This is a genomic window from Bradyrhizobium manausense (assembly GCF_001440035.1).
Classification (GTDB): domain Bacteria; phylum Pseudomonadota; class Alphaproteobacteria; order Rhizobiales; family Xanthobacteraceae; genus Bradyrhizobium; species Bradyrhizobium manausense.
On sequence record NZ_LJYG01000083.1, the window covers coordinates 66,240 to 80,609 of the forward strand.

General features: G+C 65.2%; 11 protein-coding genes. 8 read left to right on the forward strand and 3 right to left on the reverse strand.

Annotated elements, in window-relative coordinates; genetic code table 11:
• Positions 1–1,344: an aminotransferase-like domain-containing protein gene (locus AOQ71_RS18850; RefSeq protein ID WP_057749110.1), complete on the reverse strand. Its 1,344-nt coding sequence runs from the start codon at positions 1,342–1,344 to the stop codon at positions 1–3.
• Between the two features lie 186 nt (positions 1,345–1,530).
• Here AOQ71_RS18850 and AOQ71_RS18855 point away from each other — a divergent pair, with 186 nt between their 5' ends.
• The gene (locus tag AOQ71_RS18855) at positions 1,531–1,767 is read left to right on the forward strand and encodes a DUF1127 domain-containing protein (RefSeq protein WP_057749113.1); all 237 of its coding nucleotides are present in this window, start codon (positions 1,531–1,533) and stop codon (positions 1,765–1,767) included.
• 396 nt (positions 1,768–2,163) lie between these two features.
• On the opposite strand, the gene AOQ71_RS18860 is transcribed toward AOQ71_RS18855, so the two are convergent.
• Together AOQ71_RS18860 and AOQ71_RS18865 are read right to left on the reverse strand one after the other, a co-directional pair.
• Positions 2,164–2,589: a universal stress protein gene (locus AOQ71_RS18860; RefSeq protein WP_057749171.1), complete on the reverse strand. Its 426-nt coding sequence runs from the start codon at positions 2,587–2,589 to the stop codon at positions 2,164–2,166.
• A 50-nt stretch (positions 2,590–2,639) separates the two neighbouring features.
• On the reverse strand, positions 2,640–3,176 hold the full coding sequence (locus tag AOQ71_RS18865) for a SixA phosphatase family protein (protein WP_057749116.1): 537 nt from the start codon (positions 3,174–3,176) through the stop codon (positions 2,640–2,642).
• Between the two features lie 154 nt (positions 3,177–3,330).
• Between AOQ71_RS18865 and AOQ71_RS18870 the strand changes: the two genes are divergently transcribed.
• From AOQ71_RS18870 to AOQ71_RS18900, 7 genes are all read left to right on the forward strand, one after another.
• The gene (locus AOQ71_RS18870) at positions 3,331–4,794 is read left to right on the forward strand and encodes an NAD(P)/FAD-dependent oxidoreductase (protein WP_057749119.1); all 1,464 of its coding nucleotides are present in this window, start codon (positions 3,331–3,333) and stop codon (positions 4,792–4,794) included.
• Positions 4,795–4,880: 86 nt separating this feature from the next.
• Positions 4,881–5,393: a peptide-methionine (R)-S-oxide reductase MsrB gene (msrB, locus tag AOQ71_RS18875; protein WP_057749122.1), complete on the forward strand. Its 513-nt coding sequence runs from the start codon at positions 4,881–4,883 to the stop codon at positions 5,391–5,393.
• A 190-nt stretch (positions 5,394–5,583) separates the two neighbouring features.
• Entirely contained in the window at positions 5,584–7,836 is a 2,253-nt protein-coding gene (locus tag AOQ71_RS18880; protein ID WP_057749125.1) for a flagellar hook-basal body complex protein, read from the forward strand.
• 34 nt (positions 7,837–7,870) lie between these two features.
• A complete protein-coding gene (flgK, locus tag AOQ71_RS18885) occupies positions 7,871–9,751 on the forward strand; it encodes a flagellar hook-associated protein FlgK (protein WP_057749127.1) in 1,881 nt (626 codons plus the stop codon).
• Positions 9,752–9,769: 18 nt separating this feature from the next.
• Positions 9,770–12,151, forward strand: a complete 2,382-nt coding sequence (locus AOQ71_RS18890) for a flagellar hook-associated protein (RefSeq protein ID WP_057749130.1) — start codon at positions 9,770–9,772, stop codon at positions 12,149–12,151.
• Positions 12,152–12,221: 70 nt separating this feature from the next.
• Complete coding sequence (locus AOQ71_RS18895) at positions 12,222–13,001, forward strand: hypothetical protein (protein ID WP_057749133.1); 780 nt, start codon at positions 12,222–12,224, stop codon at positions 12,999–13,001.
• Between the two features lie 10 nt (positions 13,002–13,011).
• A partial coding sequence (locus tag AOQ71_RS18900; protein WP_245316980.1) for a hypothetical protein occupies positions 13,012–14,370 on the forward strand: 1,359 nt, incomplete at its 3' end.

Genomic DNA, 14,370 nt, shown 5'->3' on the forward strand with positions numbered 1-14,370 from the left:
TTACTCGGTCGAGTCGAAATCCTCTTCCTTGGTGCCGAGCAGCGACACGATCGTACGCAGGCCGGAATCGAGCTGCTCGAACGAGGGCGGGGCAAGCGCGAGTCGCACCGCATTCGGTGCATGGCCGTGCGCGACCGCGAAGGTCGAGGACGGTGTCAATGCGATGCCGCGCCGGGCCGCCGCGGCGACGAAGGTCTGCGAGCGCCAATGCGGCGGCAGCGTCAGCCACAGATGATAGGAGCGCGGATCGGCCGAAAGCTGGTAGCCGGCGAGCAGCCGTGCCGCGGTCTGCTGACGCCGCGCCGCGTCGATGCGCTTCAGCCGCGTCAGCTCGGCGACGGTGCCGTCGGCCATCAACCGTTGTCCGGCGGCGAGTGCGTGGCCGGAGGCGATCCAGCCGCCGGTGCGCACCGCGCTCATCATGCTTTCGCGCAAGTGCGGCGGCGCAACGAGGATGCCGAGCGCCAGGCCCGGTGCAACCTTCTTGGAGAGGCTGTCGAGCACGATGCAGCGGTCCGGCCCGAGTGCTGCGAGCGGGGTATCGTCGGCAAGAAAGCCGTAGACGGTGTCCTCGATGATGGTGAGATCGAGCTTCTCGGCGATGCGCATGATGTCGGCGCGCCGCGTCGCGTTCATGGTGACGCCGAGTGGATTCTGGATGATCGGCTGCAGATACAGCGCCGACAGATGCGCTTCGCGATGCGCCTTCTGGATCGCATCGGGCCGCGCGCCAAAGTCGTCCATCGGAATCGGCACCAGGGTGATGCCGAGCCGCGCGGCGATGCTCTTGACGTAAGGGTAGCTCAGCGCTTCGACGCCGCAGCGGCCGCCGGTCGGCACCAGCGCTGCCAGCGCGGCGGCGAGCGATTGCTTGCCGTTGGCGGTGAAGAGGATCTGCTCGGCCTGTGGCGCAAAATCCTTGCGGGCGAGATAGGCGGCGGCCGCAACGCGCGCGCTCTTGGTGCCGGTGCTGGTCGATGAGCGCAGCACGGCTTCCAGCGCATCGACGCGCTCGAGCCCGGCGAGGCTCTTGGCGATCATCGCCCATTGCTGCGGCAATAACGGATAATTGACCTCGAAATTGATCCGCGCGTCGGCCGGCTCGGCGACGGTCTCGACCTCGCGCCTGATGTCGCCGGAGATGAAGGTGCCGCGGCCGACCTCGCCGACCACGAGCCCACGGCGCAGCAGCTCCGTATAGACGCGGCTGGCTGTCGAAACGGCAATGCCGCGATCATAGGCAAAATTGCGCTGCGGCGGCAGCCGGTCGCCGGGTCTTAACGTCCCCTTAGCGATATCTGCGGCAATGGCATCCGCAAGCTTCACGTACTCGAACTTTGACATTATTGCACCGAGAGCAATGTTTCTGTTGCTCCGAGCAATGTACTGGAGCATTTAAGTTCCATCAAGGTCCGCGATGGAGCCGAGGGGGAGCGAGAGCAATCCGACGGCACATGAGGTGCAGGCGCTCCAGCGTTTGCGCCAACGGCATGCGCTTCGCCGCGTAGGACCAATGGCCGGAGAAGAAACATGACCACGATCTCGCAAACTGCCGGGCGGAGCTTACGCCCATCCACCTCGAGCGGATTTTTTGCCACGCTCGTCAATGCTGCCTACGCGCTGTTCGACCGCCTGGAGCGCCGCTCCGCCGTCAAGACGCTGAACGAGCTCGACGACCGCGCCCTGCGCGACATCGGCATCAACCGCAGCCAGATCGAGGACGCTGTGTACGGGCAGTTCAAGGCCGAGCTGACCCGGTTTCTGTGATCTTGCTCGCCTGCGTCCCGGACGCGCTGCAGCGTTCTTGCGCTGCCGCGCAGAGCCGGGACCCAGGCGGCGACGCGGTGCGCTGATACATGGGCCCCGGCTCTGCAGCGCATCACTCCGTGCTGCGCCGCGTCCGGGACACGAGTTTGCGTTTTGGGCACACCTGCATCATCCCCGTCATTGCGAGCGCAGCGAAGCAATCCAGAGTCCCTCGGCTGAGACAAGTCTGGATTGCTTCGCTGCGCTCGCAATGACGGCTTGGTGAGGGTTTAGACCCGGCTCCGAGCTCAGTACCTTGAGTAGCCCGGATGGAGCGGTAGCGTAATCCTGATTCTTGCCGATCAATGGACGGGTCTCGGATTGCGCTGCGCTCCATCCGGGCTACGACGGAATGTTTCAGTGCCGCACCACCAGCACGGAGCATTTGGCATAACGCACCACATGCCCGGCATTGGAGCCGAGGAAATAGGTGCGCATCGCCGGCCGGTGCGAGGTCATGACGATCAGGTCGGCCTTCATCTGCGCGGCTTCCTCCAGGATCTCGTGATAGATGCCGCCCTGGCGCACCACGGTGGAGATGTGGGCGGGGTCGATGCCGGATTCGCGGGCGACGATGGCGAGCGCCTCTTCGGAGGTCTGGCGCTGCTGTTCGTCGAAGTCGGCAGGGACATATTCGGCCAGCATCACCGGCGTCATCGGCAGCACGTTGAGCAGCCGGACCGATCCGCTCCAGTTCTGCGACAGCGTCGTCGCGGTCGCGATCGCTGGCTTTGCCAGATCGGTGTCGGCGAGGTCGATGGGCACGAGAATGGACTTGAACATCTGCGCCTCCAAATCTTCCGGTCAGCACGTTGTCCCGGTACGTCGCGCGATCATCCCAGTCGAAGCAGCTTGGGGCTGACGAACAGCACCAGTTTGCCGCGGCGGTAGGCCACGTCGCCCCAATCCTTGACGTCAAAGTCGAGGATCGCAAGCCCCGCCGTGGGCAGATTGTCGGTGAGCGCCTTGGCACTGGCCTTGTCGCCGCTGCCCGTCAGCATCAGCGCCGCCTCGTGCATGCCGGGATTGTGCCCGACCAGCAGGAGCCGCTTGGGATTGGCCGGGATCGTTGCAGTGCGAATGGTTTCGAGAATCTGCGCGGGATCGGCGCCATAGAGTTCCGGCAGAACCTCAACCCGCGGCGCTGCGACGCGGTCTTTCATCGCTTCCCAGGCGAGGTCCCAGGTCTGCCTGGCGCGGACGGCGTGCGACACCAGCACGGTCTCGGGGACCGGCGGATGGGTGGCCATCCAGTCGCCCATCTCGGCGGCGTCGCGCTGGCCGCGATGGTCGAGCCGGCGGTCCTGGTCGCGGCCGCTTGGCGCGTCGGTCTCGGTCTTGGCGTGACGCAGCAGCATCAAACGGCGCATGGCATTCTCGAATCGTTCCACGTCCAGGATAATCTACAGGTGCCTGTTGAGGACAAGGTGACAAGCGCCTGCTCGGTATCAAGTTGTTGTTTTGAGCATGATCTTGTCGGAAAACCGCTGCGCACTTTTCCGGATCATGCTCTAAGAAAACGACATGAGCGAGACTTTCACAAGCGCGTCCCAGGAAGAAGCCGGCCTTCGCGAGCGTGCCCGGCTGTCGTTCGATCTCGACGCCGATATTTGCGTGATCGGGGCAGGGCTTGCCGGCCTTTCCGTGGCCCTCGAGGCGGCACGGCTGGGGGCCAGCGTCGCGGTGCTCGAGGGCCGTCACATCGGCTGGAACGCCTCCGGCAACCAGCTCGGCACCGTGATGCCGGGCTTCGCGTTGCCGCTCACCGATCTGATCGAGCGCATCGGCTTCGAGGATGCCAGTGAGCTGTGGGCGCTCTCGAAGGAGGGCGCCGAGCTCGTCCGGGCCAACGCTACCGAAGAGAACATGCCTGATATCGGCCTCACCGAGGGCGTGCTCGAGGTCTCCAACGTCGATGCCGGCGACCGGCTGATCAGCCGGCTCCAGATGCTGTACGAGGATTTCGATACCGAGGTCGAAGGCTGGCAGGTCGATCGCGTGCGCGCGGCGCTCAAGACCGATCGCTACTTCCACGGGATCTATTATCCCAAAGCGTTCCAGGTCGACGGCCGCAAATATGTGCATGGTCTCGCCGCGCTGGCGCGGCGCGCCGGTGCGCGCATCTTCGAGGATACGCCGGTCGTCAGCATCGATCATTCCGGCATCCGCAAGCGCATCGTCACGCCTTCGGCGCGGCTGCGCGCCTCCCACATCGTGCTGGCCGGCAACATTCATCTCGGTGCGCCATTGCGGCGGCTGTCGGATACGCTGCTGCCGGTCTCGCGCTATGCCGGCATCACCGCGCCGCTCGGCGAGCGCGTGCATGACATCATCGGCTTCAAGGGATCGGTGATGGATGACGACGGCGTCGATCATTTCCGCATCGTCGATGGCGACCGCCTGATGTGGGAGAGCCCGGAGACCACCTGGGCCGCCCGACCGCAGCGTTTTGCAGGCAGCGTCAAGCGTCGCATCCGGTCGATCTTCCCCGAGCTCGGCAATGTCGAGATATCGGAGACCTTCGGCGGCGCCACCGGCCAGACCGTGCACGGCATGCCGCAGATCGGGCAGCTGCGCAAAGGTCTGTGGGTGGCGAGCGGGTTCGGCCGCCAGGGCATGAACACGTCGGCCATGGCCGGGCAACTGATCGCGCGCAGCATTCTGTGGGGGGAGGAGCGCTGGAAGCTGTTCTCGCCGTTCGAGCTGGTCTGGGCCGGCGGCACGACGGGGCGGGTCGCAGGGCAGCTGGTCGGCCTCTGGGGAAGGGCGAGTTCCGCGGCCGCGGGGACGCTGGCCCGCTACCGCGAGCGGGCGCGGGTGAAGGACAGGCAGCGCGAGGCGCGCCTCGCCGAGGCCAACCGGGCCGCCGGCACCGGTCCGCGCCGCCAGCCGCCCGGGGTTCGGCCGCGACTGGCGCCAGCGCCACCGCCACCGCCTGCTACGGAGGGGGCGGAACCGGCCGCGCGGGAGCAGGGCGTCTCGCAATAAAGGCGCGAAAAATCCCGACTGGACGTGTAACATTGTCCGTCAGAGCCCGTATCTCAGGGCGTAGACGCTCCCGTACGGAGAATGAGATGTTTGACCGCCGCATCCTGCTAACGACTGTCGCCGGCCTGTTTGGCCTTTCGGCCTTCCGCTGGCTGAGGACAACACCGGCGCAGGCCGGAGAGAAGGCCGCGCAAAAGTTCGAGATCGAGAAGACCGACGCCGAGTGGCGTGCGCAATTGACGCCGCAGCAATATGAGATCCTGCGCAAGGAAGGCACCGAGCGCCCGGGCTCCAGCCCGCTGCTGAACGAGCACCGCAAGGGCGTCTTCGCCTGCGCCGGCTGCGACCTGCCGCTGTTTAGCTCGGAGACCAAGTTCGAGAGCGGCACGGGTTGGCCGAGCTTCTACCAGCCGATCGAGGGCAATGTCGGCAAGACCGAGGACCGCAGCTTCGGCATGGTGCGCACCGAGGTGCATTGCCGGCGTTGCGGCGGCCATCTCGGCCACGTCTTCGACGACGGTCCGAAGCCGACCGGCCTGCGCTATTGCATCGACGGTTTCGGGCTGGTCTTCCACCCGGCGACACCGTCGGCGACGTAGGACGTCATTTGAAGTGTTTCCCCGGCAATTGTTGCCGGTCCGGCAATTATGCCCCGGTCGACCGACCGGGGCATTTCTATTTAAGTCATTGATTTTATGAAGATCCCAGCCTTGGCATAGGCCTTGCGACGTCTCCTCCGACTGCGGCCATGGTCGACTGGCCGCCGAGACCGGATTTGGAGACAAAGTTATGGGTATCTTCGATGCAATGAACACCTCAGTGGGTGGCCTGCAGGCGCAGTCCTTCGCGCTGCAGAACATCTCGGGCAACATCGCGAACTCATCGACCACCGGTTACAAGGGCATCGGCACCAGCTTCGTCGATCTCATTCCCGACGCTTCGGTGCCGAGCAAGCAGGTCGCCGGCGGCGTGACGGCCAACGCCAAGGCCACCATCACCACCCAGGGCACGATCTCGTCCTCCACCGTCGCCACCAACATGGCGATCACCGGTGACGGCTTCTTCTCGATCCAGAAGGCGACCGGCGTCGTCGACAACGTGCCGGTGTTCAGCGGCGTCACCTACTACACCCGCCGCGGCGATTTCCAGCTCAACGCCAACGGCAACCTGGTCAACGGCGCCGGCTATTACCTGATGGGCACCACGGTGGACCCGAAGACCGGCAACCCGACCGGCAACGTCGCGACCGTGCTGAAATTCCAGAACAACTTCATTCCTGCGCAGGCGACTACCTCGATCCAGTACGCCGCGAACCTGCCGAGCGTTCCCAACACGCCGGCGAGTTCGACCGCGGCGAGCGGCACATTGCTGGCGGCCGGCGGTCTCAACCCGTCGGACTTCGCCGCCAATCCGTTGCCGGTGGGTACCCCGCCCCCGCCCTATACCAACGCGACGGTGTCCGGCGCCGCCGCCACCGGCAACCTCCGCTCGGCTTATTCCTCGACGACAGGGACGGGAACGGTTGCGCTTCAGAACAATTCGGCCGCGGTGGCATCGACCTCCACGTCGCTCGACAATACGGTGGGCACCCATCTCGCCTCCAGCATCCTCACCGCCCTCAGCGGCCAGACGCTGACGATCAACGGCAACACGATCACTTTCAATGGCGGCACGACCGTCACGACGGCGGGCAGCAACACCACGATCGGTCTCGGCGCCGGCACGACCGCGACGGTTCAAAACATCCTGACCGCGATTCAAACCGCAGGCGGCGCCGGCGTCACGGCCACGCTCTCCGCCAGTGGCAATATCCAGATTTCCACCGGCACCGGCGTCGACGTGGCGGTCAACAGCGGCACGGCAGCCACTGCTCTCGGCATCAGCAGCGTGACGCGTGGCGGCAACGTGCTGTCCTCGCCGGCGATCACCGGCGCCACGGTGCTGAGCGGCGCCGCGACCGCCGGCGGCGCCGAGGTGATCTCCTCGGGCTTCGCCGCCGGTGACACCATCACGGTCGATGGCCAGACGCTGACGTTCATGGCTTCGGGCGCCTCCGGTCCGAACCAGATCAACATCACCGACAACATCACCACCCTGCTCGGCAAGATCGACGGTCTCTCCGGTGCGTCGGGATCATCGGTCAGCGCCGGCGGCGTGATCACGCTGAACACCGGCACCGTTTCGAACCTGACGGTGTCGAGCTCCAACAGCGCCGCCTTCGCCGCGCTCGGCTTCACCTCGACCATCACCAAGAATCGCAATGGAGGCGGCACCGCCGGCACCGGCGGCGTGATCGGCAACGACATCGCCACCTTCACCAAGGAATCGATCAGCGGCGGTGCGGTGACCGCATACAATGCGGCCGGCACGCCGGTGAACCTGCAATTGCGCTGGGCCAAGACCGATAGCGCGTCGCTGGGTAACGGCCATGCCGACACCTGGAACCTGTTCTATCAGACCGATCCGAACGCGACCGGCGCGACGGTCGGCTGGGTCAATACCGGGCAGGCCTTCACCTTCGCCGCCGACGGCTCGCTGACCTCGCCGAGCGGCTCCGGCATCACCATCCCGAACGTCAGCGTCGGCGGTCAGGCGCTTGGCTCCGTCGCCTTCAACATCTCCCAGGGCGGGCTGACGCAATATGCCTCGACCAGCGGCGCGGTCACCATCAACACCATCACGCAGAACGGCTACGCGGCGGGCCAGCTCCGCTCGGTCGCCGTCAACAACAGCGGCCTCGTGGTCGGCACCTTCTCAAACGGCCAGAACCTCGACCTTGCGCAGGTGACGTTGTCGCACTTCAACGGCACCAACTATCTCAAGGCGCTGGACGGCGGCGCCTACGCGGCGACGGACCAGTCTGGTCCGGCGATCGACGGCGCCTCGGGCTCCATCAGTGGCTCGTCGCTGGAGGGATCCAACACCGACATCGCCGACGAGTTCACCAAGCTGATCGTGACCCAACAGGCCTATTCGGCCAACACCAAGGTGATCACGACGGCGAATTCGATGGTCCAGGATCTCCTCAACGTGTTGCGCTGATCGGCGCGTAACGTAATCAAAGGCGGCAAGTAAGATGGGTTTGAGTTCAGCCCTTGCCAGTGCGATGAGCGGCTTGCGCGCCAACCAGGCCGCGCTCTCGATCGTCTCCTCCAACGTCGCAAACTCGCAGACGCCGGGTTATGTCGCCCAGACGCCGAACCAGATCGAAGTCTCTACCGGTGACTTCGGTGCGACGGCGAAGACGACGGGCGTCAGCCGCGAGATCGACAGCTATGTGCAGAGCCAGCTGCGCACCGAGACCGGCGGCAGCGGCTATGCCGACCAGATGGCCAACATCCTGAAGCAGCTTCAGAGTGTCTATGGCACGCCCGGCAACAGCGGCACGCTCGAAAACGCGCTGAACGATTTCACCTCCTCGCTCCAGGCACTCTCGACCAATGCGGGCTCTTCGTCGGCACAGCGCGTTGCGCTCGGCGCCGCGCAGGCGCTGGCGACGCAGCTCAATGTCACCACCAAGGGCATCCAGTCGCTGCGTTCGAACGTCGAGCAGGATCTCAGCACCTCCTCGCAAGCCGCCAATGCGGCGTTGAACCAGATCGCCGACATCAACATCAAGTTGCAAGGCCTGGCGCCGACCGATCCGCCCGCTGCAAACCTGATGGACCAGCGCGACCAGGCCATCAATAGCCTGTCGAAATATGTCGACGTCCGCGTCACCACCGACGGATCGAACCAGGCCAATATCTACACCACGACAGGCATCCAGCTGGTCGGTGCGGGCCTCGCCTCGCAATTCTCGTTCGCGTCCGTGGGCGCGCTGAGTGCGACATCGCTCTATAATATTGATCCCGCCAAATCAGGCGTTGGCGCGCTCACCATCAAGCTGCCGAACGGCTCATCCATCGACGTCGCCGGCAACAACGTCGTTTCCTCCGGCCAGATCGCGGCCGATTTGAAGCTGCGCGACCAGACGCTGGTGCAGGCGCAGAACCAGGTCGACCAGCTCGCCGCGACGATGTCGAGCGCGTTGTCGGACAAGACCACGGCGGGCACTCCCGTCTCCGGCCCGCCCGCCGGCTTCGACATTGATCTTGCCGGCGCGCTGCCGGGCAACACCGTCAACATCACCTATACCGACTCCACCAACACCCAGCGCCAGGTGACGCTGGTGAACGTGACCGATCCGACGGCGCTGCCGCTCCAGAACGCCACCAATGCCAATCCGGTGCAGATCGGCGTCGATTTTTCCAGCGGCATGGGCGCGATCGCCTCCGCGCTCAACACCGCGCTGTCGGGCTCGCATTTGTCGTTCTCCGCAGCGCCGTCGCCGGCGACCGCGACGACGCTGCGCGTCACTGACGACAACAGCGGCCTCGCCAAGGTCACTGCGGCGTCGAGCAGCAAGACGGTCTCCTCGCTGACCTCGGGCGGTCCGCAGCTGCCGCTGTTCACCGACGGTGGCCAGGCGCTCTACACCGGCGCAATCACGGGGACGGGCTTGCAGATGACCGGCCTTGCCGGCCGCATCGCCGTGAACACGCAGCTCACCGCTGACCCGACCCGGCTGTCGATCTACAGCACCTCGCCGCTGACGCCCACCGGTGACACCACGCGCTCGGACTATCTGTACTCGCAGCTTACCACCGCCGTGTATTCCTATTCGCCGCAGACCGGTCTCGGCTCGGCCAGCCAGCCGTTCACCGGCAGCGTTTCGAACTACCTCCAGCAGTTCCTGAGCGTGCAGGCCAACGCCTCGACCCAGGCGACCCAGCTGCAGCAGGGCCAGAGCGTCGTGGTCTCGACGCTGCAGGCCAAGTTCAACTCGACCTCCAGCGTCAATCTGGATTCGGAGATGTCGAACCTGATCCAGCTCCAGAATGCCTATGCCGCCAACGCCCACGTGATGTCGGTGGTGCAGAGCATGATGAACACGTTGATCCAGGCTCAAGGGTAATCAGTAGGGCTCTGAAACATGTCGATCAGCAGCATCAATTACGGCTCGTCAGTCCTCGGCGCGCAGATCCGCAATATCAACCAGCAGCTCACCGACCTGTCGACGCAGCTCTCGACCGGCAAGTTGTCGCAGAACTATTCCGGCATGGGCACCAACGAAGGCTTTGCGATCGCCTCGCGCGCGCATCTTTCGAACATCGCTGCTTATACGGACACGATCACCAACGTCAACGTCAACATCAATCTCGCCAACACCGCGCTGCAGTCGCTGACGACGATCCGCAACACGGTGCAGACCGGCTCGGCCGGCACCTCGCAGGATCTCAACGTCAACGGCCAGACCGTCGCGCAGAACACCGCCGCTGCGCAGTTCGGCTCGATGGTCGGCGTCCTCAACACGCAGTCGGGCAACCGCTATCTGTTCTCCGGGACCGCCTACAACACGCAATCTGTCGCCAATGCCGGCGACATCATCAATGGCACCACGACGCAAGCGGGCCTGAAGACCGTCATGGCGGAGCGCCAGGCCGCCGACCTCGGCGCCAACGGCATGGGGCGGCTGGTGCAGTCGACGTTGGTGTCCGGCGCAATACAGGTGCAGGAGGATTCGCCGACGTCGCCGTTCGGGCTGAAGATCGCGGCGGTGTCCTCGACGCTGACGGGCGCGACCGTAACAGGCCCGAGCGGCTCGCCGGTATCGTTCTCGGTCAATCTCAATGGCGTCAATCCAAAGAATGGCGACAAGCTCAGCGTGCAGTTCACGCTGCCCGATGGTTCGACCGAGCAGATCGACCTGACCGCGTCCACTGCGACGCCGACGCCGGTCGGCAGCTTTGCGATCGACCCCGGCAATCCCAATATCATTCCAGCGGTGCCATCCAACCCGGCCATCACGTCGTCGAATCTCAACACCGCGTTGAACACCGCAATCAAGAAGCTGGCGGGCACCTCGCTGGTGGCCGCATCGGCCGTCGCCGCCGGCGACAACTTCTTCAATACGGCGGGATCCGCCACCGCGAACGGTGCGGCCCTCGGCAATCTGGTCTCACCCTATACCTCGACGACCGGGACGGGGTCGGTCGCGTTGCAGGACAGCGCATCGGCGGCTGCCACAACGACGACGTCGCTCGATGCTTCGGCGACACCCCATCTCAACGGGGCCGTTCTCAGCGCGCTCGCCAACGCTCCGACCGGTACTACTTTGACCATCACCGGCGCGAGCGGCGCCCAAACGATCACCTTCGACCCCAACGTCACCACGGTCACGACGGCCAGCGGCAATACCACGATCGGATTGGCGTCGGGCAGCACCGCGAAAGTGTCCGACATCTTGAATGCGATCGCGACGGCCGCCGGCATCCCCCCCGCCAACGTCACCCTGAGCGCCAGCGGCAATATCCAGATCGCGACCGGCACCGCCACAGACGTGACGGTCACCGCCGGCCCGGCGGCCACGGCGCTCGGTCTCAGCAGCGTGATGCGAGGCGTCAACACGCCGTCGACGCCTCCCATCACCGGTTCAACCGTGCTGAGCGGCACGGCGACCCCGGGCGGCCCGGAAGTCCTCCAATCGGCGTTCCAGGCGGGGCCGCCTGCCGACACCATCACGGTGAACGGTCAGACGCTGACTTTTGTCGCCTCGGGCGCCAGCGGGCCAAACCAGATCAACATTACCGACAACGTCGCAACTCTCCTCAGCAAGATCGATCAGCTCACCGGCACCACGAAGCCGTCGACCATCCATGGCGGCGTGATCACGATCAACACGGACGATCCCGGCAGCCTCAACATCACGAGCTCGAACAGCGCGGCGTTCGCGGCGCTCGGCTTCACGACCTCCCCGGTCACGGCTGCAAAGGCCCCGCTGCGCGTCGGCTCTTCGCCATCAGGCTCGGCGACGACGCTGGTGAACGGCTCGGCCACCACAGTGAAATGGTACACCGGCAATGACGGGCCGGGATCGGCGCGCTCGACCGCAGTGGCGCGGGTGGACGATTCCGTCACGGTGCAATATGGCGCGCAGGCCGACGAGAGCGCGATCCGCAAGCAGTTGCAGGCGATCGCCGTGTTCGGCACGTTCTCGACCTCGCCGACCGGGCAGTATGCGGGCGGGCAGGTGGCCGCACTGGCCTTGCGCACCACGCAGGCGCTGACGCCGCAGGCCGGGCAACAGAAGATCGAGGACATCCAGACCGACATTGCGATGGCCCAGAACACGATGAAGGACGCGTCCACGCGCCAGACCCAGGCCAAGGCGCAACTCCAGACCATTGTCGACCAGGCGGAGTCGGCCTCGCCCGACCAGGTCGCGAGCGAGATCCTGTCGCTTCAGAACGCGCTGCAGGCCTCCTACCAGACTACCGCCAACCTAGCGCAGCTCTCGCTGGTCAAGTTCCTGTAAGAGCACATTAAGGCGCCGTTAACCATGCCTCTTTACCTCTTGGAGAGGATTGGGGCGGGCGGAGCTGTCGATGTCGGACAAGATGCAATTGGTGGTGGCGACGCCCTGCTTCGGCGGGCAGGTGTCGAGCATTTACGCGAGCTCGATCTTCGCGCTCCAGCGCGCCGTGCACGGCATGTCCAACCTCGGGCTCAAGGTGCTGTTGCGGGACGGCGATGCGCTGATCACGCGCGCACGGGCCAATCTGGTCGCGATGTTCCTGGACGACCCTCAGGCCACGCATTTTCTGTTCATCGACGCCGACATCGGCTTCAAAGCCGAGCAGGTGTTCCGGCTGATCGAATGCGGCGCCGACGTCGTCGCCGGCTGCTATCCGATCAAGCGGGTCAACTGGGACAAGGCGAGGCGGGCGATCCAGGCCGGCCGGACCGATGTGACGGCGGCCTCGCTCGACTACGTGCTCGAGATCGAGGACCCCGATCGCATCGTGGTGGTCAACGGTTTTACCCGCGTGCGCTATGCGGGCACCGGCTTCCTCATGATCCGCCGCCAAGCGCTGGAGGCGATGTGCCGCCATCCTGACTACGCCAATCTGCAGTTCTTCCGCGAGCATTCGCACGATACGCTGGCCGCGAGCCGGAACCGGTTCGCGCTGTTCGAATGCATGATCGATCCGGCGAGCGGCACTTACCTCTCCGAGGACTTCGCCTTCTGCAAGCGCTGGACCGATATCGGTGGCGAGATCTGGGCCGACATCCAGAGCTCGCTCGATCATGTTGGTCCCTCGGTGTTCCACGGCGACATCGCCTCGCAATTCGCCGCCGTGCCTGCGGCGGCCGACGCGGCGTGAGCCTGTCGGGATGAGCATCGGCGCATCCCGCCCGGCAGACATCGCGCGCGCATCCGAGGGCGGCTCGCGCTATCGTCTGCGCGATCTGTTCACGCCGCTGGATACGCTACTCGTCTCCGGCGGTGACGGGCGGCTGGCGCTTGATCCGAAACAGTGCGTCAATGCCTATGGCTGCGGATCCTCGCCTGAGCCCGAAATCTGGAATTTCGCCTCTTCGACCGCATCGACGATCTCGCAAGGAGCCTATGACCGCGCCGCGCTGGCGCGCGAGGAACTGGTCCACAAATCGCTGTTTGACGAGGTCGAGATCGCCTTCGACCGGCGCTGCGAGGACATGCGCGAGGAGCTGCGCGGGCACTTCCTGCTCGCGCCGAGCGTCGATGTCGTGTTCTCGCCATCGGGTACGGATTCCCAGCTGCACGCTCTGTTCCTTGCCCACGCGGTGCTCGGCGCGCCGCCGGTGACCATCGTGGTGGGTGCCGACCAGACCGGCAGCGGCACTGTTCATACCGCGCGCGGGCACCATTTCAGCACGGCGACGGCGAGCGGCGTTGCGGTGCGCAAGGACGCAGCGATTTCGGGCCTTGCCGGCGACACGATCGCGGTGCCGCTGCTTGACGCCGCTTCCGGCTTCGCCATGCGTCCTGATGCGGATGATGCTGTCATCCGTGCAATCGAAGCCAGCCTCGCGCAAGGCCGGCGCGTTCTGTTGCACATCATGGATTCGTCAAAGCTCGGCTGGCGCGCGCCAAGTTTCGCCTGTCTTAATGAGATCGCGCGGCGCTGGCCGCGCGAGGTTCAGATCGTCGTCGATGCCTGCCAGGCGCGGCTCGGCCGCCGCCGGCTGCGCCTCTATCTCGATCGCGGCTACATGGTGCTGATAACAGGCTCCAAGTTCTTCGGCGGTCCCGCCTTCAGCGGCGCGCTGCTGCTGCCGAAGGGGTTGTCGCGGGCGCTCGACCGGATCGACCGGATCGCGCCTGATTTCTTCGATTATGCCGGCCGCTGTGACTGGCCGATGGCGTGGACGGCGCTGCGCTCGCGCTTCGAACGCCGTCCGAATTTCGGTCAATGGCTGCGCTGGGAAGCGGCCCTGGCAGAGATCGGCACCTATTATGCTATGCCCGGCGCTTTCCGCACCAAGGCGATGGCCGAGCTGGCAGCCGGCATCGACAGCATGATCGCGCTGTCGCCGTCGCTGCGTGCCGTCCCGCAACCCGTCGGCACTGCTGATGCCGATGATGAAGAATTTATGCAGCGATCGATCTTTCCGTTCACCCTGGTGCGCCACAATAGGCCGGTGTCGATCTCGGATACCAGCACCGTCCATCGCGCGCTTGCGCGGGCCATGAACGATGACATCGGCGGC